This is a genomic window from Roseovarius amoyensis, from assembly GCF_003260265.1.
GTDB lineage: Bacteria > Pseudomonadota > Alphaproteobacteria > Rhodobacterales > Rhodobacteraceae > Roseovarius > Roseovarius amoyensis.
The window spans coordinates 57,576-79,811 of the sequence record NZ_QITQ01000015.1; the positions used below are offsets into that span (position 1 = coordinate 57,576).

Sequence of the window (22,236 nt, forward strand, 5' to 3'; positions counted from 1 at the left end):
ACGACATGAGCGATTTTCCAACCATGGCACGGGTGGTCATCATCGGCGGCGGCGCGATCGGGGCATCCAGCCTCTATCACCTGGCGCGCGCCGGCTGGACAGACTGTGTGCTGCTGGAAAAGAACGAGCTGACTGCCGGCAGCACCTGGCACGCCGCCGGCAACGTGCCGACCTTTTCGACCTCGTGGTCGATCATGAACATGCAGCGCTATTCGACCGAGCTCTATGCGCGGCTGGGCGAAGAGGTCGGATACCCGATGAACTATCACCAGACCGGGTCGATCCGGCTGGCGCATTCGGACGAGCGGATGCAGGAATTTCAGCGCGCGCGGGGCATGGGCCTTTATCAGGGGATGGACCTTGAGATCCTGCCCCCGGACGAGATCAAGGCGCGCTATCCTTTCATCGAAACCCACGACCTGAAAGGCGCGCTTTATGATCCCAATGACGGCGATATCGACCCGGCGCAGCTGACCCAGGCGCTGGCCGCCGGTGCACGCCAGATGGGGGCGCGGGTGATGCGCTTCTGCCCGGCCACCGGCATCGACCGGGACGGGGACGAGTGGATCGTGCACACCGAAAAGAACGATATCCGCTGTGAATACGTGGTCAACGCCGCCGGCTACTATGCTCAGCGGGTGGGTGAATGGTTCCGCCCCTTCGGCGGGCGCCGGGTGCCGATGATGGTGATGAGCCACCAGTACATGCTGACCGACGAAATCCCCGAGCTGGAGGCCTGGAGCCGCGAAGTGGGGCACAAGCTGCCGCTTCTGCGCGATGTCGACAGCTCCTATTACCTGCGGCAGGAAAAATACGGGCTGAACCTTGGGCCCTATGAACGCAACTGCCGCGCGCACTGGGCCGATCCGTCTGACCCGATGCCCGAGGATTTCAGCTTTCAGCTTTATCCCGACGACCTGGATCGCCTGGAATGGTATATCGAGGACGCGATGGCGCGGGTGCCGGTGCTGGGCACGGCGGGGGTGAACAAGGTCATCAACGGCCCGATCCCCTATGCCCCCGACGGGCTACCGCTGATCGGGCCGATGCCCGGCGTCAGGAACGCGTTTGAGGCCTGCGTCTTTACCTTCGGCATCGCCCAGGCGGGCGGCGCGGGCAAGGTGCTGGCCGAATGGATAACCGAGGGCGCCACCGAATGGGACATGTGGTCGGTCGATCCGCGCCGCTACACCGACTACACCGATCACGATTACTGCGTTGCCAAGGGGAAAGAGGTCTATGGCCACGAATACGCCATGCACTTTCCGTGGCACGAATGGCCTGCCGGGCGTGACCGCAAGCTCAGCCCCGTGCATGACCGGGTCAAGGCGCTGGGCGGCGTGATGGACGCCTATAACGGCTGGGAACGCGCCAACTGGTTCGCGCAGGACGGCGATGACACCAGCGAGGAAGCGACACAGACCTGGAACCGTACCGGCCCGTGGGAGCCACGCATCCGCGAGGAATGCGAGACCGTGCGCGACGGCTGCGGCGTGCTGGACCTGCCCGGTTTCACCCGGCTGCATGTCTCGGGCCCCGGCACCGATGACTGGCTGCGCGGGCTGGTCACCGGCGGGTTGCCGCGCGTGGGGCGGATGAACCTGGTCTACGTGGCCGATGCGCGCGGCCGGGTCCTGACCGAGTTTTCCTGCATCCGCATGGCCGAGGACGACCTGATCCTGATCACCGCCGCTGCCGCGCAATGGCATGATGGCGAACTGGTGCGCAATTCGGTCCCCGAGGGGGTCGAGGTGCGCGAAACCACCACCGAGCGCGACGCGCTGCTGGTTGCCGGGCCGAAATCGCGCGAGGTGCTGGCCGGGCTGACCGATGCCGACCTGTCGCTGCCGTGGCTCAGCCATCAGGCTTGCGCCGTGGCCGGGCAAAAAGCGCACCTGATCCGCGTCAGCTTTACCGGCGAACTGGGCTGGGAGGTGCACGCCGACAACGCCGCCACCCCCGCGATCCACGACGCGATCCTGGCCGCCGGCGCCAAGCCGTTCGGGATGTATGCGCTCAACAGCTTGCGGATCGAAAAGGGCTATCGCGCGTGGAAGGGCGACCTGTCTACCGACTATACGCTGCTTGAGGCCGGGCTGGGCCGGTTCGTCAAGCTCGACAAGCCGCAGGATTTCCCCGGCAAGGCGGCGCTGCTGGCCGAGCGGCAGCAAGGGTCGAAAAAGGCGTTCGTGACGCTGCTGGTCGATGCGGGCGAGGCTGATGCGCCCTACATGTCGACAATCTGGCATGACGGCAAGATCGTGGGTGAAACCACCTCGGGCGCATGGGGATATCGGGTGAATGCCTCGGTCGCGCTGGCGATGGTGCGCGCCGATCTGGCCACGCCCGACCAGGTGCTTGAGGTCGAGATTTACGGTGAACGCCGCAAGGCAACGGTACAGCCCGCCGGCCCGCTGTGGGACCCCGGGAACGAAAGGCTGCGTGCGTGACCCTGCCCGCCGTCATGTCCGGCGTCTGCCTTACCCGCCACGGCGGGCCGGAGGCCGCCGCGGGTGTTCGAGGCGCTGATCGGCATGGTCAATGCGGGGCAGGTCAGGCCGCTGGTCTCGCGCACCTATCCGCTGCACCAGATCGGCCGCGCGCAGGCCGATTTCCAGTCAAAGACGCTGCCGGGAAAGCTGGTGCTGGTGCCGCCGGGGGTGGGCGGTGGCGACAACGAATCCGAGAGCGGGAATGCCTGAAACCCTGCCGCGCTGCGGCCCACTGTCCGTGATCCAGAAACGAGGTCCGAAATGAACGATCTTCCCCAAAAGGCGCGCGTGGTTATCATCGGCGGCGGTGTCGTCGGCTGTTCCGTCGCCTATCACCTGACGAAACTCGGCTGGCGCGACGTGGTGCTGCTGGAACGCAAGCAACTGACATCCGGCACCACCTGGCATGCCGCCGGCCTGATCGGCCAGTTGCGGGCAACGGCCAACATGACGCGGCTGGCGCGCTATTCGGCCGAGCTGTATCTCGGGCTTGAGAAAGAGACCGGCGTTGCGACCGGCATGCGCCAGGTCGGGTCCATTTCGGTGGCGCTGACCAATGAGCGGCGCGAAGAACTCTATCGCAACGCCGCCATGGCGCGCGCCTTTGGCGTCCCGGTCGAAGAACTGAGCCCGGCCGAGGTCAAGGACCGTTACCCCCACATCAACCTGGACGGGGTGACCGGGGGTGTCTGGCTGCCCACCGACGGGCAGGCGGACCCGGCCAACATCGCGCTGGCGCTGGCGCGCGGGGCGCGCGACCGGGGGGCGATCGTGCGCGAACGGGTCAGGGTAAGCGGCATGACCCGCAGCGGACGCCGGGTGACCGGTGTCGACTGGATCAGCGATGACGGCAGTGCCCAGGGGCATATCGAAACCGATCTCGTGGTGAACTGCGCTGGCATGTGGGGGCGCGAGGTGGGCGCGATGGCCGGCACCAACGTGCCGTTGCAGGCCTGCGAGCATTTCTACATCGTCACCGAGGGCATCGACGGGCTGGACCGGATGCCGGTGCTGCGCGTGCCCGACGAATGCGCCTATTACAAGGAGGACGCCGGCAAGATTTTGCTGGGCGCGTTTGAGCCCAGGTCGAAACCCTGGGGGATGGACGGCATCCCGTCGGATTTCGAGTTCGACCAGCTGCCCGAGGATTTTGACCATTTCGAACCGATCCTCGAGGCCGCCTGCAACCGGATGCCGATGCTGGCCGAGGCGGGTATTCACACCTTTTTCAACGGGCCCGAAAGCTTTACCCCCGATGATGCCTATCACCTTGGCCTGTGCCCCGAGATGGACAATGTCTGGGTCGCTGCCGGTTTCAACTCGATCGGGATTCAGAGCGCGGGCGGCGCCGGCATGGCGCTGGCGCAGTGGATGGAGGATGGCGAAAAGCCCTTTGACCTGGGCGATGTGGATATCACCCGGATGCAGCCCTTTCAGGGCAACCGCCGCTATCTGGTCGACCGCGCGACCGAGGCGCTGGGCCTGCTTTACGCTGACCACTTCCCCTATCGGCAAAAGGCCACCGCGCGCGGGGTCCGGCGCACGCCGTTTCATGCCCAGTTGCTGAAACATGGCGCGGTGATGGGCGAAATCGCCGGGTGGGAGCGTGCCAACTGGTTCGCGAACGAGGGGCAGGATGCCGAGTACCACTATTCATGGGGGCGGCAGAACTGGTTCGACTACGCCGCCGCGGAACATCGCGCCGTGCGTGAACGGGTGGGCATGTACGACATGTCGAGCTTTGGCAAGCTGCGCGTCGAGGGCGAGGGCGCCGAGGCGTTCCTCAACCGGGTCTGCGGCGCCGGCATGTCGGTGCCGGTGGGCAAGATCGTCTATACCCAGTTTCTCAATTCCCGAGGCGGTATCGAGGCCGATGTCACCGTCACCCGCCTGAGCGAAACCGCCTATCTGGTGGTCACGCCCGCCGCGACGCGGCTGGCGGACGAAACACACCTGCGCCGCCATGTGGGTGACAGTCGCGTGGTGATCACCGACGTCACACCCGCCGAGGGCGTTTTGGCGGTGATGGGCCCGGATGCGCGCAAGCTGATGCAGGCGGTATCGCCCGACGATTTCTCGCCCGAGTCGCATCCCTTTGGCATCGCGCGCGAGATCGAGATCGGCATGGGGCTGGCGCGGGCGCACCGGGTTTCCTATGTCGGCGAACTAGGCTGGGAAATCTACATTTCCGCCGACATGGCGGGCCACGTGTTCGAGACGCTGTGGCAGGCGGGGCAGGATGTCGGGCTGAAGCTGTGCGGCATGCACATGATGGACAGCTGCCGCATCGAAAAGGCGTTCCGCCATTTCGGCCACGACATCACCTGCGAGGATCATGTCGTCGATGCCGGGCTGGGCTTTGCCGTCGATCTGTCCAAGCCCGATTTCATCGGCAAGGCGGCGGTCGAGGCGCGCAAGGCGACCGGGCCCGAACGGCGCATGGTCCAGTTCCTGCTGCAGGATCCCGGGCCGCTGCTCTATCACAACGAGCCGCTTTTGCGCGATGGTGATATTGTCGGCCACCTGACCTCGGGCGCCTATGGCCACACCTTGGGCGGTGCGGTCGGCATGGGCTATGTGCCCTGCAAGGGCGAAAGCGCGGCAGAGGTGCTGGCCTCGACCTATGAGGTCGATGTCATGGGGACAAAGGTGCGCGCCACGGCCAGCATCAGGCCGCTCTATGACCCCAAGGCAGAGCGGATGAAGGCCTGAGAGGGCGGGCGCCACGGCAGGCTCCTGGCCCCAGCCGGTCACAGACCGGCCACGCGCCGACCGCCCCCCAGGGCGGCGCGTTTCGCGCCACCCGCGGTCGGCTTGGCCCCCGGCACGGGCGGGCGCAAAGAGGCGCGCCCGGCTGGCGCACCGGCGTGGGAATGGTATAGAGCGCGCCCATGTCTGACGAATACACCCCGCCACAGGACCCTCTGAATGTCCTGCACGCCGATCATGAGATCGTCGTGGTGGACAAGCCCGCTGGCCTGTTGTCGGTGCCGGGGCGGGGCGCGCACCTGGCCGACTGCCTGCTGGCGCGGGTGGTCGAGGTGTTTCCGACCGCGCTGCTGGTGCACCGGCTCGACCGGGATACGTCCGGCGTGATCGTCTTTGCGCTCAGCCCCCATGCGCAGCGCCATCTCGGGCTGCAGTTTGAAAAGCGCCAGACCAGAAAGACCTATGTCGCCCGCGTCGCCGGGCGGCTGGAACCCAGAAAAGGCACGGTCGATCTGCCGCTGATCGTCGACTGGCCCAACCGGCCACGGCAGAAGGTCTGCCACGAGACCGGCAGGCAGGCGGTGACCGACTGGCGGGTGCTGCGCGCCAGCGATGAAGAAAGCCGCGTGCGGCTGATGCCGAAAACCGGGCGCAGTCACCAACTCAGGGTGCACATGCTGGCGCTGGGGCATCCGATTCTGGGCGACCCGTTCTATGCCGAGGGCGCGGCGCGTGAGCATCCGCGCCTGATGCTGCATTCCGAGGAACTGCGCCTGCGCCACCCCGATGGCGGGGCGGGGATGCGGTTTCGCGCGGGCGCGCCGTTTTAAGGACATCCCGCCTTTTGCTCTGTGCGCCCCGGGCCTGACCCGGGGCCTCGTCATCCTGGCAAGGGCTCCCGGCTCGGAGGCCGGGACGTGTATCGCTCAGATCGGATGTGGCGTCTTAGCGGCTGCGGTCGGTCAGGTTTAGTCGCCCGGCAATGATCGGTTCCAGCGTTTCGGCCAGTTCCGGCTCTGCCTGTTCCAGCGCCGCCAATTCGTCCAGCCGGTTGGTGGCCACCAGTTGCAGCACGTCCAGCCGCACGCGGCCGCCCGCATCGCGCGGCACGCGGGCGACGGGCTGGATTAGCTCCGGCCCCGGCGCGGGCACGAGGGCGCGCAGCGCGCCCTCACCCATTCCGGTTTCCACAAAGGCGTAAAGCCCCACCCCCTTGGCCGGCAGCGCAAAGGTACAAAGTGCCACCTCGGCAACGCGCGCATCCGTCAACAGCGCGGCGCGGATGGCGGGGCCTTCGCGTTCGATCCGGTCCTCGGTGCCCTCGCCGTCCGACCAGTTCATCAGCCGCCGGGTGACAAAGTTGTAAAGCCGCTTGCCGGTGGCCATCCATATTCGCGCCGGCAGCGCCTTTTGCGCCAGCATCCTGCGTTCGGAAGGGGTCAGCAGGCCGGGCGCATAGGCGCGTTTCTGTTTCAGCAGGTGGCGCAGATCCTCGCGCGCCATGACGCGGAACAGCAGCCCGCGCCGGCGATGGACCCGGGCCAGTTGAAAGTCGATCACCGCCGCGCGCCCGTCGGGCGTCATCAACCAGTTCTGCGGCTTGGCGATGTCGTTATGGGTGACGCCCGCGCGCCGCATCTGCCGCAACAGCCGGCGGGCATCGCGATACCAGGCGGCGTCTGCCGGGCGTGCCAGGTGCAGCGGCGTGCCCGCTGTCCAGCTGCGCAGGATGGCCGAGCGGTCGGCTCGGATCAGCGCCGGGCATCCCTCGATCCCCTGTACCGCGCGCAGAGCGCGCACCTCGCGTCGCGCCAGCCAGCGCGCCAGCGGCCGGGCCCATAGCGGGCCGGCGTCGATGCGCCGCATGGCCACCGGAAAGTCGGGCACCCCCCGCAGATGCCCAGAGACGGTTTCCGAGAACACGTCGCGTTTCAGCACGGTGCCCGCCTCGAACGGGGCCGAGGAAATATCCCTTTCAGGTGTCATGGCGACCCTCTTAGCGGCATTCCCCGTGCCGGGAAAGCCGCGCTCAGAGCCGCAGCCAGTCAGGCGGGCACAGATCGGGGTTGTCTGGCTTGCCGGGGCCGAACCATGCCTTTGGCGCAATGACGATCTTGTCCGGGGCGTCGTTCAGCCAGGCCCCCCACCAGGAAAAGGTGGAATTGGCGATGATGTGGTGATCGCACAGTGATTGCAGGTGCATGTCGAAATGGCCTGCATCCTCGTCATTGATGTCGACGACCACGGTTTCATGGCCCAGTTCCAGGTTGTCGCGCGCCCAGGCGGGATCGTTGGAAAAGACGAAACATGTCAGCGGTTGGCTGACGCGCCCGGCGATGTGATCGACCGCAGCACGGTAATAGGCGGGGGTGCAGGCGGCAAAGGCACCGTCGCCGACATAATCGCCGCGGCGGACATGCACCGACAGCGCCACCGGCGCGGCGGTTATGCGCGCCGCCATTGCGGCATTGGCAGCATCCAGCGAGGTGGTCATCGCCAGGTCGCGGCGCAGCTGCGCCTCGGAGCCGCCGAAATAGCGGGGCGATTGCCAGTAGCCGTGCAGATAGGTGTTGTCGGGCAGGTCGAAAAACCCGGGGTTGAAACCCAACCCGCCCTCGCGGTGAAAACGCGGGTTGCGGCCAAAATACCGCCACAGCCCATAACGCAGCATCCCGTCCATCTTGGCCGGGGGCAGGTTGCGGGCCTCGGTGAACCGGGCGCCCGTGAAATGGGCAAAGGCGTCGGCGCGGGGCTGTCCGGTCAGGCCCACATAGCGGCGGTCGAGCACCAGATCTGTTCCCAACCGGTCGGCCAGCGCCCGGCCCGCGGCGTATTGGAACAGCTGGTTCCCGGCACCGCCGAACAGCCGCGAGATGATCATTGGCGTGCCTCCTGCCGCGGTGCAGGGCTTTGCCGGGAAAAGCGCGCAAGGCGATAGCGGTAGATGGATCGCGCCCATTCACGCCATATCCGTTCCAGCATCGGCTTGCGCCCGATCTGGATGGTGCTGCCTTCCAACTGGTCCGAGATGGTCCGTACCCCAGCCGGAAAGACCACGCCCGGCCGCAGGCCGGTGAACCAGTGGCTTTGCACATAGGTATCGACGGGTCGGTCGAAGTGGGTCGATTTCTCCAGCAGCAGTTGCGCGCCGCTGCGACTGATGAGCTGCGCCGAGGCGCGCACCGGCGTGACGACCGGCTGCGTCAGCCGACAGCGGCGGTCCTGATCCAGCAACATCGCCGGTCTGCGCGGCGGGCGGGTCTGCAACTGGATATATCCCAGCGCCCCGATATTGCGTTTGGCCAACCGCAGGGCCTGCGGAAAAACCGACGGATCAAGCGCCACGTCATCCTCGAGCACCAGCGCGCAATCCAGGTTGCGACGGATGATTTCGGCCCAGATCTGGCGGTGGCTGAGGAAACAGCCCACCTCGCCCGGGCGCAGCGAAAAGGGATAAGCGGGCGCAAAGATTTCCGCGCCCACCTGCGCTGTCAGATCATCCATCGACAGCGCGGCGCCATCGACGGCCGGCCAGATTTCGCCCGGCACGCCGCAATCCGCCAGCAGCGCCTGCGCGTTCTCGCGCCGGGCCTGCGCACGCGCCAGGTGCAGGACGAAGGCGTGCGCCGTCATCGCCTCAGTCGTCCGTACCCCAGCCCGAGACGGCCTTGACCTCGAGGAAGTCTTCGAGCCCCCATTTGCCGCCCTCGCGGCCATGACCGGACTGCTTCATGCCGCCAAAGGGGGAACCCATGGCGCGGTTTTCACCGTTCATCTCGACCATGCCGGACCGCAGCGCCAGCGCACAGCGGCGGGCGCGCCCGGTGTCCTGGGTCTGGACGTAGTTGGTCAGCCCGTAGGGCGTGTCGTTGGCGATCGTCAGCGCCTCTTCCTCGGTGTCGAACGGGATGATCGACAGGACTGGGCCAAAGATTTCCTCGCGCGCGATGGTCATGTCAGGGGTGACGTCGGCGAATATTGTCGGTTTCACATAGAACCCGCGGTTGAAGCCCTCGGGCCGGCCGGTGCCGCCGGCGACTAGGCGCCCGCCCTCGTCGATGCCTTTCTGGATCAGACCCTGGATCTTGTCGAACTGGGCCGCGTTCACCACCGGGCCGATATGGCGGCCTTCGTCGCTGGGCGCGCCGACGGTGATCTTGGAGGCGACTTCGGCCGCCGTTTCGACCGCCTGATCATAGATCGAACGCTCGACCAGCATCCGCGTGGGTGCGTTGCAGGATTGGCCGGAATTGTTCATGCAATATAGCACGCCGCGCTTGACCGCCTTGTCATCCGCATCGGCAAAGATCAGGTTTGCACCCTTTCCGCCCAACTCGAGGCTGACGCGCTTGAGCGTGTCGGCGGCGGATTTTGAGATCAGCTTGCCGGCCCGGGTCGAACCGGTGAAGGAAATCATGTCGACATCCAGGTGCGCCGACAACTGGCTACCCACGCCGGCACCATCGCCGTTCACCAGGTTGAAAACCCCCGGCGGCAGGCCGGCGGCATCGACGATTTCGGCGAAAAGCAGGGCCGAGAGCGGCGATTCCTCGGACGGTTTCAGCACCATGGTGCAACCGGCGAGCAGCCCGGCGGCAACCTTGAGCGTGACCTGGTTCATCGGCCAGTTCCACGGCGTGATCATGCCGACGACGCCCACCGCTTCGTGCACGATGCGGTCGTTCGGGGCGTGATCGCCCAGCGGTTCGATAAAGGCAAAGTTCTTGGCCGCCGCGATCAGGCCCTTGGTGGTGCCGATGCCCGCAGGCGCCTGTTGCTGGCGCGACATCTCGATCGGGGCGCCCATTTCCAGGCTGATCGCCTGGGCCATGTCCTCAAGCCGGGACTTGTAGACATCGTACAGCTTTTCGACCATGGCGATGCGCGCCTCGGGCGCGGTCGTCATCCAGCCCGGCAGCGCCGCGCGGGCGGCGGCGACGGCGGCGTCGGTGTCGGCCTGGCCGCCCAGGCTGATGATGGCGCAGGGTTCTTCGGTCGCGGGGTTGATCACCTGATGGTCGCGACCGTCCCGGGCATCGACCCAGGCTCCGTTGATATAGAATTTGCGGTTCTCGATCATGGTCAGCTCCGTTCTGGCTGGATTGCGTCCGCCGGGGCCATCCCCCGCCGCGGCCGGATTCGCGCCACCTTGTCACCGGGGCGGGATAGCTGCAAGCAGGAGGGGTTTAAATCGCCAGTCCAAGGCGTATGTTTCGGGCAGGCACGTATCAACCGAAAAAAGGAGAATCGCCGTGGGCCTGCGCATCAACGACACTATTCCGAATCTGACCGTCGAGACCGATCAGGGCACCCTCTCGCTGCATGACTGGGTCGGCGACAGCTGGGCGATCCTGTTTTCGCACCCCAAGGATTTCACCCCCGTCTGCACCACCGAATTCGGCGCCGTGGCGCGGCTGGCCTCGGAATGGGAAAAGCGGGGCTGCAAGGTGATGGGCGTCAGCGTCGACGGCGTCGAAGATCACCGCAAGTGGAAAGATGACATCGAAAAGGCCGGCGGCGCCGCGGCCGGTTTCCCCATCGTTGCCGACGAGGGGCTGGAAGTGTCGAAAGCCTTTGACATGCTGCCGGCCGAGTCGGTGCTGCCCGACGGGCGCACCCCCGCCGACAGCGCCACGGTGCGCAGCGTGTTCATCATCGGGCCGGACAAGAAGGTAAAGCTGATGATGACCTACCCGATGTCGGTGGGCCGCAACTTTGCCGAGATCGTGCGCGCGCTCGATGCTCTGCAGACCACCGAAACCAAGGGTGTTGCAACGCCGGCCGACTGGACCGTGGGCCAGGACGTGATCATCCCGACCTCGGTCAACGACGAGGACGCCAAGGCCAAGTTCGGTGAGTTCGAAACCGTTCTGCCCTATCTGCGCAAGGCCCGTCTGCCGGGCTGACGCCCAAATCCCATACCCCGGCCCGGTGGTAACGCCGGGCGGGGGTATTTTTGACCAGAAAGAAGCAGGGGTCAGAGCCCGACAAGCCCTCGGCGTACCAGGTTCAGACCGGCCAGCAGCAGCACCAGCAGGGTCAGGCGGCGAAATGTCGCATGATTGATCCGATCCTGGATGCGGAACCCCGCCCACATCCCCAACAGCGCCGGCACCGTCAGCGCCGCCGAGACCGGCAGCGTGTCTGTGTTGAGTGCGCCCGAGCCCAGATGCGCCCCCACCAGGACCAGCGCGCCGGTGCCATAGACCACCCCCTGCACCCTGACATGTTCGGTCTTTTCGATGTCGAGCGCCGTCAGCAGCGCCACGGTGGGTGGGCCCCAGATGCCCGAGATGCCGCCGAAGAACCCCGCCACCACGCCCATACCGGTTTCGATCCCCGGGCCGGGCGGCTGTGGCAGGCGCAGCGGGCGGCCGGCCAGCGTGGCGGCGGCATAGGCGGTCATTGGCACGCCGATGATCAGCAGCATCGAGTTGCCGGGCAGGAACTGCACCAGCTGGGCGGCAAGAAGCATCACCGCAAAGGTCGCCAGCAGGAAGCGGCGGAAACGCCAGAGCGAGGCCACCGCCGCACCCGTGCCCTGGCGCAGGGCCTGCCACAGGTTGCCGATCAGCGTCGGAATGATCAACCAGGCCAGCGCCACGTCCGGCGGCACGACCGAGCCCAGCCCCGAGATCAGCACCATCGGCAGGGCAAAACCCACCACCCCCTTTACGAGGCCCGCAAAGGCCGCAACCGCAAAGGCAAAGGCGGCGATACTGAGCGTAAGCGTATCCATTCCCCCCGATTATCATTTTCCGCGACGAGGGCACGGGCTTTTTGCGCGTGGTGGCGCGGTGTCGTCAGTGCTGCGGTTGCGCCGCGCGCGCAAGAATAGAACTCTGGCAGGTCGTATGCGGCATAATAGTTGCGCTGCACCTGCAAAATGGCTAGGACGGGGCGACCTCGCAAGGGAAGCGATTCATGGCTCATGACGGACAGGCCCCGATGACAGATGCACCGATTATTTCCGACGACCTGCTGGCCCTGACCGGTGCCGCGCTGGAACCGGCCGAAGAGATGTTGCAGACGGCGACCGACCGCGTGCGCGAGATGGTCACCGCCGATGGCCGGGTGTCGGCCGCGGCGGTCGATGCGCATCAGGGGGCCACGCACGGGCTGGCCTGGCTGGCCACCTCTGTCGAGGCGCTGCGCCAGATGCAAGGCTGGGCCGGGCGCCTGATCGAACAGGGCAGCATGGGCGAGGTCGAGAAACTGATCCTGCAGATCGCGTTCGGCGAATACCTCAACCAGATCGCCGGCGGCATCCCCATGAACCAGGGCGAACAGGCGCGGCCGCAGGATATGGGGCTGGGTTGGGACGAAATCGCCAGGTTCGACACCGATGCGGTGCGCGAATTGCGCGCGCGCGGCAACAGCCAGGCAGCGCGTGAGCGGCTGGTGCGGCTGATGCAGGAACGCAATGCCGACGTCACTGTGGGCGCCACGGGCCTTGATGACGAGCTGGAGATGATCCGCGAGCAGTTCCGCCGCTTTGCGGTGGAAAAGGTCGAACCGCACGCCCATGAGTGGCACCTCAAGGACGAGCTGATCCCGATGGAGATCATCGAGGAGCTGGCCGAGATGGGGGTGTTCGGCCTGACCATCCCCGAGGAACACGGCGGTTTCGGCCTGTCCAAGGCGTCGATGGTCGTGGTGTCGGAGGAGCTGTCGCGCGGCTATATTGGTGTCGGCTCACTCGGTACCCGCAGCGAGATCGCGGCAGAGCTGATCATTTGCGGCGGTACAGAGGAGCAGAAACGCACCTGGCTGCCCAAGATCGCCAACGGCGAGATCCTGCCAACGGCCGTCTTTACCGAACCCAACACCGGGTCGGACCTGGGCAGCCTGCGCACCCGTGCCGTTAAAGACGAGAGCGGAAATTACGTTGTAACCGGCAACAAGACCTGGATCACCCATGCCGCGCGCGCGCATGTGATGACGCTGCTGGCGCGGACCGACCCGGACAGCACCAATCACCGCGGGCTGTCGATGTTCCTGGCCGAAAAGCTGCCCGGGACGGAGGGTGACCTCTTCCCCAGCGAGGGTATGACCGGCACCGAGATCGAGGTGCTGGGCTATCGCGGCATGAAGGAATACGAGCTGGCATTTGACGGGTTCCGCGTCCAGGGCGAAAACCTGCTGGGCGGCGAGGAAGGCCGCGGTTTCAAGCAGCTGATGGAGACATTCGAAAGCGCCCGCATCCAGACCGCTGCGCGCGCCATCGGCGTGGCGCAATCGGCGCTGGATATCGCCATGCGCTATGCGCAGGAGCGCAAGCAGTTCGGCCGCGCCCTGATAGAGTTTCCGCGCGTGTCGGCCAAGCTGGCGATGATGGCGGTCGAGATCATGGTGGCGCGGCAGCTAACCTATTTCAGCGCCTGGGAAAAGGACCACGGCCGCCGCTGCGACCTTGAGGCCGGGATGGCCAAGCTGCTGGGGGCGCGGGTGGCCTGGGCCGCGGCCGATAACGGGCTGCAAATCCACGGCGGCAACGGGTTCGCCACCGAATACCCGATCAGCCGGGTGCTGTGCGATGCGCGTATCCTCAACATCTTCGAGGGTGCCGCCGAGATCCAGGCGCAGGTGATCGCGCGCAGACTGCTGGGGTAAGGTGCGTTCAGGGCGTTAGCAGGCGCCGGTAAAGGGTGTCGAGAAAGGCGGACGCGCCATCAAGGCCGTCGCCGCCATCCATCAGGACCTGAACCTGCGCGCCGAAGTCGGCATAGTGCTGGGTGGTGGCCCAGATCGAGAAAATCAGGTGGCGCGGATCGACCCGCGCCAGCCGCCCCTGGGCGATCCAGGTTTCGATCAGGGCCGCGGTATCATCGACCAGCGGTTTCAGCCCGGTCTGCAGGTGCGGGCCCATGCGGGGCGCGCCCTGCAATATCTCGTTCGCGAACAGGCGGCTTTCGCGCGGGAATTCGCGGCTCATCTCCAGCTTGCGTTGGACATAGCGCAGAATTTCATTCATCGGATCACCCTGCGGGTCGATCTGGCGCATCGGGGCGAGCCAGGTATCCATCAGGTCGTTGAGCAGGGTGACGTGGATGTCTTCCTTGCCGGCAAAATAGTACAGGATATTGGGCTTTGACAGCCCCGCCTCGGTCGCGATCTGATCGAGCGTGGCGCCGCGATAGCCGTGCTGCGAAAACACCTCGAGGGCGGCGTCGAGGATGCGCTTGCGGTTGCGCCGCTGGATGCGGCTGGCCCGCGGCTGCGGGGTGTCCGAGGGGGCGGGGATGGACGATGTCGGCATTCCCTTGGTCCTTTCGGTCGTCTGCCCGGCGCGGCGGCCTGCGCGCCCCGCCCATGCCCGGATCGGCCTCAGTGCTGATTCGTGCTCTTGACAGAGGCGATTCGCTCCGCAATCGTATCTTTACCAATTGGTAAAAAGCCAGAACAACGACGGCAAGGCCGGCGGGCCGGGCACGGGGCGCCGGGCACGGGCGTTGCATCAAGCAAAGGAGGGGCGCGCAATGGCGGCACCGGGCGAGAATCTCAAGATCAATGGCGAGCGGCTTTGGGAAAGCCTGATGGAGATGGCCAAGATCGGCCCCGGCATCGCCGGTGGCAACAACCGCCAGACCCTGACCGACGCCGATGCCGAGGGGCGAGCGCTGTTCAAGAAATGGTGCGAGGACGCCGGGATGACCATGGGCGTCGACGAGATGGGCACCATGTTCGCCCGGCGTGAGGGCACTGACCCAAAGGCGCTGCCGGTCTATGTCGGCTCTCACCTCGATACCCAGCCCACAGGTGGCAAGTATGACGGCGTGCTGGGGGTTCTGGCCGGGCTGGAAATCATCCGCACCCTCAATGATCTGGACATCAAGACCCGCCATCCGATCGTGGTGACCAACTGGACCAACGAGGAAGGCACGCGCTTTGCCCCGGCGATGCTGGCCTCGGGCGTGTTCGCTGGTGTGCTGGAACAGGACTGGGCCTATGATCGGGTCGATGCCGAAGGCAAGCGGTTCGGCGACGAGCTGCAGCGGATTGGCTGGAAGGGCGATGAAAAGGTCGGTGCGCGCAAGATGCACGCTTTTTTCGAACTGCACATCGAACAGGGCCCGATACTGGAGGCCGAAGGCAAGGATATCGGCGTCGTTACCCACGGGCAGGGGCTGCGCTGGATAGAATGCACAGTGACGGGCAAGGGCCAGCACACCGGCTCGACGCCCATGTACATGCGCCGCAATGCCGGGCGCGCGCTGGCCCGCGTGACCGAGCTGGTGCACGAGATCGCGCTGCAGTACCAGCCCAACGCGGTGGGCGCGATCGGGCATATCGACGTCTATCCCAACAGCCGCAACATCATCCCCGAAAAGGTGGTGTTCACGGTAGATTTCCGCAGCCATATCCTTGAAACGCTGAATGCGATGGTCGAGGAGTTGAACGACACCGCGCCGGGACTGTGCGCCGATGTCGGCGTCAAGTTCTCGTCCGAGGTGGTGGGTTTCTTCGATCCGCCGGCCTTTGACGAAACGCTGGTGGGACGCGTGCGCGACGCCGCCGAGCGGCTGGGCTACAGCCACATGGATATCGTGTCGGGCGCGGGGCACGACGCCTGCTGGGTCAACCGGGTCTATCCCACCACGATGGTGATGTGCCCCTGCAAGGACGGGCTGAGCCACAACGAGGCCGAAGAGATCACCCCCGACTGGGCCCGCGCCGGCGCCGATGTGCTGATGCATGCGGTGGTGGAAACGGCGGAGATCGTGGAGTGATCGGGGGCGTGAGATGCTCAGGGAAAGTATAGAAAAATGTTGTTCGACCGGGTAGTTGCAGTCACGGCACTCTTGATTGCTTTGACCGGTGGCATACCAACTTTGTTGAGTGTTCTGGGTGATCGAAATTTCTTCGAAATCTCAAGCGGAGGCCTTCCCTTGTTTGATGTACGGGAAGGAAAATTCCTCGTTGAGATACCCTTAGTAGTGTTCAACGCTTCCGGCAAACCTACCACGGTTTTTGCGGTATATCCGGTCGCTGAGGACTTGGAGGGGAGGGCTGTGGATAGCGCTGGAGTTTCGTTCTGGAGTAACACGCTTTATCAGGACGTAGAACTTCCGGTGAGGCTGCAACCCGGTGAAAAGTTAGAGGTCTTGATTGGGCTTTTTATTCCTGTGGTTGCTGAAAAAGAGCAGCTAAGGTCCGCCGTTGAAGGTGCGATGGGGGCATTGGAAGGTGGAATAGAGGAATTGGCATCTATTTACTCTCTTGGAGAGGAAAAGGGACTTTCTCAGGATGTAATGAAAGCGATTTTTCGGAATACTTTTTTTCCTCAATCCGAGCAGATGAACATTCAAATGAGAGGGAATTGTGACAGGATCGGAATGGAAATCGGTCTATTGTCACACTGTGTAACTATGTTTGTTCACGTGGAAGATCAGCAGTTAACCAAAGCTGGAAAATTCGCCATTTCGTTTTTTCCAATAGGGGAGACATGACATGACCAAAGTCATCAAGAACGGCACCGTTGTCACCGCCGACCGCACCTGGAAGGCCGACGTGATGATCGAGGGCGAGACGATCAAGCAGATCGGCGAGGATCTGAAGGGTGATGAATACATCGACGCCGAAGGCGCCTATGTCATCCCCGGCGGCATCGACCCGCATACGCACCTCGAGATGCCCTTTATGGGCACCACGGCGGCCGAGACGTTCGAGACCGGCACCTGGGCGGCGGCCTGTGGCGGCACCACCATGCTGGTGGATTTCTGCCTGCCGGGCGAGGATGGCAGCATCAAGAACGCCATCCAGGAATGGCACCGCAAGTCGGCACCGCAGATCTGTTCCGATATCGGCTATCACATGGCCATCACCGGCTGGAACGAGCGCGTCTTTGAGGAAATGAAGGACGCGGTCGACATGGGCGTGAACAGCTTCAAACATTTCATGGCCTACAAGGGCGCGCTGATGGTCGAGGATGACGAGATGTTCGCCTCGTTCAAGCGCTGCAAGGAGCTGGGCGCGCTGCCGATGGTGCATGCCGAGAACGGCGATATCGTCGCTGATCTGCAGCAGGAGATGCTGGCCAAGGGCATCACCGGGCCAGAAGGGCACGCCTATTCCCGCCCGCCCGAGGTCGAGGGCGAAGCCGCTAACCGCGCCATCATGATCGCCGATGCCGCCGGTGTGCCGCTTTATATCGTGCATGTCAGCTGCGAGCAGTCGCACGAGGCCATTCGCCGTGCCCGTCAGAAGGGCATGCGCGTCTATGGCGAGCCGCTGATCCAGTTCCTGACGCTTGATGAAAGCGAGTATTTCAACAAGGACTGGGACCATGCCGCGCGGCGGGTGATGTCGCCGCCGTTCCGTTCCAAGGACCACCAGGACAGCCTGTGGCACGGGCTTCAGGCCGGCAGCCTGCAGGTGGTGGCGACCGACCACGCCGCCTTTTCCACCGAGCAAAAGCGCTTGGGGGTGGATGATTTTACCCGGATTCCCAACGGCTCGAACGGGTTGGAGGAACGGCTGGCCGTGCTGTGGACGCGCGGGGTGGAAACCGGCCGGTTGACCCCGAACGAATTCGTCGCCGCGACCTCGACCAATATCGCCAAGATCCTGAACATCTATCCCAGGAAGGGGGCGATCGTCGAAGGGGCGGATGCCGACATCACGGTGTGGGATCCGAAGATTTCCAAGACCATCAGCGCCGGCAATCACCATTCGATCCTCGATTACAACGTCTTCGAGGGTTTCGAGACAACGGCAAATGCCCGCTATACCATCAGCCGGGGCGAGGTGATCTGGGCCTGGGGGCAGAATTCGCAGCCCCAGCCGGGGCGGGGCCGTTTCGTGCCGCGTCCGGCCTTCCCGTCGGCGCATGCGGCGCTGTCGAAATGGAAGGAACTGACCGCGCCCAAGCAGATCGTGCGCGATCCGATGAATATTCCGGCAGGTATCTGACAAAAACCGGCTTTGCCCGCCATCCGGCGGGCAGGCCCATTGACAATAATGACTGCCGCGTGCGCAATCGGACGCGGACAACGGGGGATGATACGTGACGGGCGATACCGTAATCAGCGCAAAGGATCTGTCGCTGACCTTTCAGACCAATGACGGGCCGGTGCATGCGCTCAAGGATGTAAGTCTTGACGTCGTCAAGGGTGATTTCGTGTCTTTCATCGGGCCTTCGGGTTGCGGCAAGACCACCTTTCTGCGCTGCATGGCCGATCTTGAACACCCCACCGGCGGGACCATCACCGTCAACGGCGTCAGCGCCGAAGAGGCCCGCCGCGCACGCGCCTATGGCTATGTCTTTCAGGCGGCGGGGCTATACCCGTGGCGGACTATTGGCGGCAATATCCGCCTGCCGCTGGAGATCATGGGCTCCGGCAAGGCCGACCAGGACGCGCGGGTGAAGCGGGTGCTGGAACTGGTCGATCTGGCCGGGTTCGAGAACAAGTTTCCGTGGCAGCTGTCGGGCGGAATGCAGCAGCGCGCCTCGATCGCGCGGGCGCTGGCATTCGACGCCGATATCCTGCTGATGGACGAGCCATTTGGCGCGCTGGACGAGATCGTGCGCGACCACCTGAACGAGCAGCTCCTGCAGCTGTGGGACCGCACCGGCAAGACCATCTGTTTTGTCACCCACTCGATTCCCGAGGCGGTGTATCTGTCCACCCGTATCGTGGTGATGTCGCCGCGTCCGGGGCGGATCACCGACGTGATCGACAGCCCGCTGCCGCGTGAGCGCCCACTGAATATCCGCGAGACGCCGGAATTCCTGGAGGTTGCCCACCGTGTCCGCGAGGGGCTGCGCGCGGGGCACGGGGAATGATGATGAACTGTGATTACCGAATGACGGCCTTGGCCGGGCTGATCGGGGGGAAGGCCTGCGTCGATTTACTTCGCCCGGCGCGCTTGCGTGCCGGGCATGCGCCCGCCCGCCCCATGACGGGCGCATTCGCGCCCACCCGGGCGCGCGCATGCCCTCTGATGGTGGGGGGGGGGACTCTGCTCGATCCACTGAGGGAAATCCCTTCGTCGACGCACGAACACCCATCACAGACGTATCCGGGGGGCATGGCTGATGCGTAGCGTCTTTCCTGTCCTGACCGTCGTGGTCGTCATCTTCATCGCCTGGTACGCCGGGGCGATAGCGCTGAATGCGCGCTGGGCCGATGACAAGGCCGAGCGCGCGGGCGTGGAGTTGAGCCTGACCGAGCTGGTCGCCGACACCTGGAGCCAGGACAAGCCAAAGCTGCCCGCGCCGCATCAGGTGGCGGCAGAGATATGGAAGACAACCGGCGCGATGGTGGCCAAGGGGCGGGGCTTTTCCAAGCGGTCGCTCTTTTACCATAGCTGGGTGACGTTCTCGTCGACGACGCTGGGCTTTCTGATGGGCACGGTGCTGGGGGTCGGCCTGGCCGTCGGCATCGTCTACAACCGCACCATGGACATGAGCGTGATGCCCTGGGTGATCGCCAGCCAGACCATCCCCATCATCGCCATCGCGCCGATGATCATCGTGGTGCTCAATGCCGTGGGCATATCGGGGCTGCTGCCCAAGGCGATGATATCGATGTATCTCAGCTTTTTCCCGGTGGTTGTGGGCATGGTCAAGGGCCTGCGCAGCCCGCAGGTGATGCAGCTTGACCAGATGCGCACCTGGAATGCTTCGCCCTCGCAGACCTTCTGGAAGCTGCGTTTGCCGGCGTCGATGCCCTATCTCTTTACCTCGCTCAAGATCGCCATGGCGGCCAGCCTTGTGGGCGCCATCATCGGTGAGCTGCCTACCGGGGCGGTGGCCGGGCTGGGGGCGCGCCTCTTGACCGGCAGCTATTACGGCCAGACCATCCAGATCTGGAGCGCGCTGGTCATGGCGGCGACGCTGGCGGCGGTGCTGGTGGGGCTGATCGGGCTGGTTCAGCGTATCACGCTCAAACGCATGGGGATGGCGCAATGACCTGGCTTGTTGCAGGATTGGCCGCATGGGCGCTGGGCTGGTGGATCAATACCACCCTTGCGCGGCGCCCCCGCACCCGGATCACGCGGACTGTCGTGCCGGTGGTATTCGGGTTGACGGTGATCGTGATCTGGGAATGCGTGGTGCGGGGGCTGGCGATACCTTCGGTACTGTTGCCGGCGCCGACGATGATCGCCGTGCGCTTTATCCACGCCACCGCGATCCTGTGGGAGGATTTCGTTCAGACCGCCATCAAGGGGGCGCTGAGCGGTTATGTAATGGGTTGCGGCGCCGCCGTGCTGGTGGCGATCGCGGTCGACCGTTCGCCGTTCTTGCAGCGCGGGCTGTTGCCGGTGGGCAATTTCGTGGCCGCCCTGCCGATCGTCGGCATCGCGCCCATCCTGGTGATGTGGTTCGGGTTCGACTGGCAGTCCAAGGCGGCGGTGGTCGTGGTGATGGTGTTCTTTCCGATGCTGGTGAACACTGTGCAGGGGCTGCAGGAAACTGACGCGATGCAGCGCGACCTGATGCGAACCTATGCCGCCGGTTACTGGCAGGCGCTGTTCAAACTGCGGCTGCCGGCAGCGATGCCGTTCATCTTCAACGGGCTCAAGATCGCCACCACGCTGGCGCTGATCGGCGCCATCGTGGCCGAGTTCTTTGGCTCGCCCATCAGGGGTATGGGGTTCCGTATCTCGACTTCGGTCGGGCAATTGGCGACCGATCTGGTCTGGGCGGAAATCGTGGTCGCGGCGCTGGCCGGGTCGGGCTTTTACGGCGCGGTTGCACTGATCGAGCGGGCCGTGACATTCTGGCACCCGTCACAGCGGGGCCGGGGATAAGGACAAACACAGACTGCAACAATGGAGACGATCATGAAAACATATCTCAAGACGATCGGTGTGGCCGCAGCCGGGCTATGGGCTGGGATGGCCGCGACTTCGGCACTGGCCGCCGACGAGGTCACGCTGCAACTCAAATGGGTGACCCAGGCACAGTTCGCGGGCTACTACGTGGCCGAGGACATGGGCTTTTACGACGAAGAGGGGCTTGACGTGACGATCAAGCCCGGCGGGCCCGACATCGCACCGCCGCAGGTGATTGCGGGCGGCGGGGCCGATGTGATGATCGACTGGATGCCGGCGGCGTTGTCGAGCCGCGAAAAGGGGCTGCCGCTGGTCAACATCGCCCAGCCGTTCAAAAGCTCTGGCATGATGCTGACCTGTCTCAAGGATACCGGCATCACCTCGCCCGAGGATTTTCGCGGCAAGACGCTGGGCGTCTGGTTCTTCGGCAACGAGTACCCGTTCCTGAGCTGGATGAGCCATCTGGGCATTCCGACGACCGGGGGCGATGACGGGGTGACCGTTCTCAAGCAGGGTTTCAACGTCGATCCGCTGCTGCAACGCCAGGCGGCCTGCATCTCGACCATGACCTATAACGAATATGGACAGGTCCTGGATGCCGGCATCAGCCCCGACGACCTGATCGTGTTCAAGTACGAAGATCAGGGCGTGGCGACGCTGGAAGACGGGCTTTACGTGCTTGAGGACCGGCTGGATGACCCGGCATTCGTCGACAAGATGGTGCGCTTCGTGCGGGCCTCGATGAAGGGCTGGAAATGGGCCGAGGAAAACCCCGAAGAGGCGGCGATGATCGTGCTCGACAACGATGCCACCGGTGCCCAGACCGAGGCGCACCAGGTGCGGATGATGCGCGAAGTTGCCAAGCTGACCGCCGGTTCCAACGGCGCGCTTGACCCCGCCGATTTCGAGCGCACGGTTGAATCGCTGCTGGCGGGCGGGTCTGATCCGGTGATCACCAAGCACCCCGGCGAGGGCGCGTGGACGCATATGATCACCGACCAGGCGCTGAACTGATATTGACGGGCGGGCGCTACAGCCTGCCCGTCATGCGCGAAGCTGCTCGCCCCGGTTCTGCCGGGGCGAGTTTCGTTTTGCCGCGATGACGTGAATCGCGCAACATCCGGACAACCCAACTTCGACAGTTCGCGGCTGATTTTTCCGGATTTCGTTTGGCGCAGGTCAACAAAACAAGGCGTTTTGTATCGCGAAGCGGTAGATTTCGTGGGATCGTTGTTGTGGCACGTGGTGTGATTTT

General features: G+C 64.7%; 20 protein-coding genes. 13 read left to right on the plus strand and 7 right to left on the minus strand.

Annotated features, from left to right (window positions below):
* Positions 1-5 precede the first annotated feature (5 nt).
* From DL899_RS13185 to DL899_RS13200, 4 genes are all read left to right on the plus strand, one after another.
* Positions 6-2,450 carry a GcvT family protein gene (locus DL899_RS13185; protein WP_111734827.1) on the plus strand — a complete coding sequence of 815 codons (2,445 nt, stop codon included), beginning with the start codon at positions 6-8 and terminating at the stop codon, positions 2,448-2,450.
* Positions 2,451-2,513: 63 nt separating this feature from the next.
* Entirely contained in the window at positions 2,514-2,702 is a 189-nt protein-coding gene (locus DL899_RS13190; protein ID WP_239494702.1) for a zinc-binding dehydrogenase, read from the plus strand.
* A 51-nt stretch (positions 2,703-2,753) separates the two neighbouring features.
* A complete protein-coding gene (locus DL899_RS13195) occupies positions 2,754-5,204 on the plus strand; it encodes a GcvT family protein (RefSeq protein ID WP_111734828.1) in 2,451 nt (816 codons plus the stop codon).
* 179 nt (positions 5,205-5,383) lie between these two features.
* Complete coding sequence (locus DL899_RS13200; protein ID WP_111734829.1) at positions 5,384-6,031, plus strand: pseudouridine synthase; 648 nt, start codon at positions 5,384-5,386, stop codon at positions 6,029-6,031.
* A 115-nt stretch (positions 6,032-6,146) separates the two neighbouring features.
* Here the strand turns inward: DL899_RS13200 and DL899_RS13205 are convergent, their stop codons facing one another.
* The 4 genes from DL899_RS13205 to DL899_RS13220 are packed head-to-tail and all read right to left on the minus strand — an operon-like array spanning position 6,147 to position 10,281.
* The gene (locus DL899_RS13205) at positions 6,147-7,187 is read right to left on the minus strand and encodes a phosphotransferase (RefSeq protein ID WP_111734830.1); all 1,041 of its coding nucleotides are present in this window, start codon (positions 7,185-7,187) and stop codon (positions 6,147-6,149) included.
* 43 nt (positions 7,188-7,230) lie between these two features.
* The gene (locus tag DL899_RS13210) at positions 7,231-8,082 is read right to left on the minus strand and encodes an alpha-1,2-fucosyltransferase (RefSeq protein ID WP_162685576.1); all 852 of its coding nucleotides are present in this window, start codon (positions 8,080-8,082) and stop codon (positions 7,231-7,233) included.
* Positions 8,079-8,834 (minus strand): glycosyltransferase family 25 protein, encoded by a 756-nt coding sequence (locus DL899_RS13215; protein WP_111734832.1) that lies wholly within the window; start codon positions 8,832-8,834, stop codon positions 8,079-8,081. The genes DL899_RS13210 and DL899_RS13215 overlap by 4 nt, the downstream gene beginning before the upstream one ends.
* A 4-nt stretch (positions 8,835-8,838) precedes the next feature.
* Positions 8,839-10,281 carry an aldehyde dehydrogenase family protein gene (locus tag DL899_RS13220; RefSeq protein ID WP_111734833.1) on the minus strand — a complete coding sequence of 481 codons (1,443 nt, stop codon included), beginning with the start codon at positions 10,279-10,281 and terminating at the stop codon, positions 8,839-8,841.
* Between the two features lie 172 nt (positions 10,282-10,453).
* On the opposite strand from DL899_RS13220, the gene DL899_RS13225 reads away from it, so the two are divergent.
* A complete protein-coding gene (locus DL899_RS13225) occupies positions 10,454-11,107 on the plus strand; it encodes a peroxiredoxin (RefSeq protein WP_111734834.1) in 654 nt (217 codons plus the stop codon).
* Between the two features lie 71 nt (positions 11,108-11,178).
* On the opposite strand, the gene DL899_RS13230 is transcribed toward DL899_RS13225, so the two are convergent.
* Positions 11,179-11,940 carry a sulfite exporter TauE/SafE family protein gene (locus tag DL899_RS13230; protein WP_111734835.1) on the minus strand — a complete coding sequence of 254 codons (762 nt, stop codon included), beginning with the start codon at positions 11,938-11,940 and terminating at the stop codon, positions 11,179-11,181.
* Between the two features lie 185 nt (positions 11,941-12,125).
* On the opposite strand from DL899_RS13230, the gene DL899_RS13235 reads away from it, so the two are divergent.
* Positions 12,126-13,814 carry an acyl-CoA dehydrogenase family protein gene (locus tag DL899_RS13235; RefSeq protein WP_111734836.1) on the plus strand — a complete coding sequence of 563 codons (1,689 nt, stop codon included), beginning with the start codon at positions 12,126-12,128 and terminating at the stop codon, positions 13,812-13,814.
* Between the two features lie 7 nt (positions 13,815-13,821).
* Here the strand turns inward: DL899_RS13235 and DL899_RS13240 are convergent, their stop codons facing one another.
* Complete coding sequence (locus DL899_RS13240; protein ID WP_111734837.1) at positions 13,822-14,460, minus strand: TetR family transcriptional regulator C-terminal domain-containing protein; 639 nt, start codon at positions 14,458-14,460, stop codon at positions 13,822-13,824.
* 220 nt (positions 14,461-14,680) lie between these two features.
* On the opposite strand from DL899_RS13240, the gene DL899_RS13245 reads away from it, so the two are divergent.
* The 7 genes from DL899_RS13245 to DL899_RS13280 all read left to right on the plus strand — a co-directional run bounded on the left by DL899_RS13245 (position 14,681) and on the right by DL899_RS13280 (position 21,995).
* Entirely contained in the window at positions 14,681-15,931 is a 1,251-nt protein-coding gene (locus DL899_RS13245) for a Zn-dependent hydrolase (RefSeq protein WP_111734847.1), read from the plus strand.
* Between the two features lie 36 nt (positions 15,932-15,967).
* A complete protein-coding gene (locus tag DL899_RS13250) occupies positions 15,968-16,651 on the plus strand; it encodes a hypothetical protein (RefSeq protein WP_111734838.1) in 684 nt (227 codons plus the stop codon).
* A gap of 1 nt (position 16,652) precedes the next feature.
* Positions 16,653-18,113 carry a dihydropyrimidinase gene (gene hydA / locus DL899_RS13255; RefSeq protein ID WP_111734839.1) on the plus strand — a complete coding sequence of 487 codons (1,461 nt, stop codon included), beginning with the start codon at positions 16,653-16,655 and terminating at the stop codon, positions 18,111-18,113.
* A 94-nt stretch (positions 18,114-18,207) separates the two neighbouring features.
* The gene (locus DL899_RS13260; protein ID WP_111734840.1) at positions 18,208-18,987 is read left to right on the plus strand and encodes an ABC transporter ATP-binding protein; all 780 of its coding nucleotides are present in this window, start codon (positions 18,208-18,210) and stop codon (positions 18,985-18,987) included.
* A gap of 252 nt (positions 18,988-19,239) precedes the next feature.
* The gene (locus tag DL899_RS13270; RefSeq protein ID WP_204355310.1) at positions 19,240-20,115 is read left to right on the plus strand and encodes an ABC transporter permease; all 876 of its coding nucleotides are present in this window, start codon (positions 19,240-19,242) and stop codon (positions 20,113-20,115) included.
* Positions 20,112-20,957: an ABC transporter permease gene (locus tag DL899_RS13275; RefSeq protein ID WP_111734843.1), complete on the plus strand. Its 846-nt coding sequence runs from the start codon at positions 20,112-20,114 to the stop codon at positions 20,955-20,957. The genes DL899_RS13270 and DL899_RS13275 overlap by 4 nt, the downstream gene beginning before the upstream one ends.
* Positions 20,958-21,044: 87 nt before the next feature.
* Positions 21,045-21,995: an ABC transporter substrate-binding protein gene (locus tag DL899_RS13280; protein ID WP_162685577.1), complete on the plus strand. Its 951-nt coding sequence runs from the start codon at positions 21,045-21,047 to the stop codon at positions 21,993-21,995.
* Between the two features lie 16 nt (positions 21,996-22,011).
* On the opposite strand, the gene DL899_RS19665 is transcribed toward DL899_RS13280, so the two are convergent.
* A partial coding sequence (locus tag DL899_RS19665; protein ID WP_204355311.1) for a hypothetical protein occupies positions 22,012-22,236 on the minus strand: 225 nt, incomplete at its 5' end.